Raw genomic sequence first — 1,242 nt, 5'->3', positions numbered from 1 at the left:
TTATGGGCATGTGGATTTACCAAAGGGTTATATTCACTCCAAACGGTTCCCAGCCAAACTTATTGAACAAGTATTTGCCAATGACCGAAGTGGGCGTCCGATCTTCCTGCGAGTTCATGACACCTCTTTATCCTTTAAGGATACAGTGCTTTCCATGATAGAAGATGCCCAAACATTATGGAAAGAACAAGGGATACGCACGCCCCTTGTCGTGGCATTTGACCGGGAACTATATGACACGGAATTGTTTACCCAGCTTGATGAGATGGGAGTGCTTTTCATCACATGGCGAAAATGGGACAAACCAGTGGCAGAGGAGCAATTAACAGAAAAAATCATGAACCCTTTGTCCACTGGTACAATAGATAATTCCGTTCGTTACCAGGCGTGGAGACGGGACATCGTGGTTCAAGACTATGAGGTAGAAGCGATTAGTTTCCTTGACACAGAAAAAGCAATAAAGGATCCAAAACGATCCCCTTCTACCCTGGTAACGAACGCTGCTAAATTTACGAAATCGGCGTATCCTGATTTCGAACCCTTATCCACGGGAGAAATCATTGATACCCTTTGCGGCCGCTGGCGGCAGGAAAACTATTTCCGTTACAGTAAGCACGAAGAGCATCTGGATTATAATCCGGAATATAGAACGAAAGAGCGAACGGAATCACTTACAGTAGCGAACCCTCGAATGAAAGAATTGAAACAGGAGATTAAAAAACATCTAAAGGATATTGACAAACTAAACGACAAAATCGCGTCGCGATTAACCAAGCGTAAGAAAAAAGACAAACCTCTTGGAAATGTATTAGAGCAAAAAAGCATGAGAAAGTTGACGGAACAGAAAGAAGAGATCGAACAACAAATCAAAACAAGGAAGAAAGAATTGTCCTCATTATCTGAAAAGGTACCTAAAGCGATGGATGATCCGTCTTCAATGGAATTGGAGTTGGAGTTGGAGGGAAAACGATTCCTGGATGTATTACGGATTGCGATGCATAATGCAGAGCAAATGTTGCTGGATGTGTTTAAACGTTGTTATTCGGATCCACGGGACACCCGTAAAGTCCTGCGAGCTATTGCCAATCAGGGCGGAACAGTGAAAGAACAGCAAGAACAAATTATTGTGGAATTAAATCCACTGCACATTCAAGCTCATCGAACAGCAACTGAGCGATTAGTGAACGAACTCAATAACAAAGATGCTTTGACACAAAACGAAAAGAAAATCATCTTCACAAT

General features: G+C 42.4%; 1 protein-coding gene. It reads left to right on the top strand.

Translation table 11 applies throughout. From position 1 onward, the window contains the following. The coding region (locus AC6HVZ_RS19550; RefSeq protein ID WP_497559787.1) for a putative transposase at positions 1-1,242 on the top strand (1,242 nt) is incomplete at both ends.

It is taken from the genome of Oceanobacillus sp. NCCP-135 (assembly GCF_059698015.1).
The sequence above is the reverse complement of the archived record's forward strand: the minus strand, read 5'-3'. Positions and strand labels throughout refer to the sequence as shown.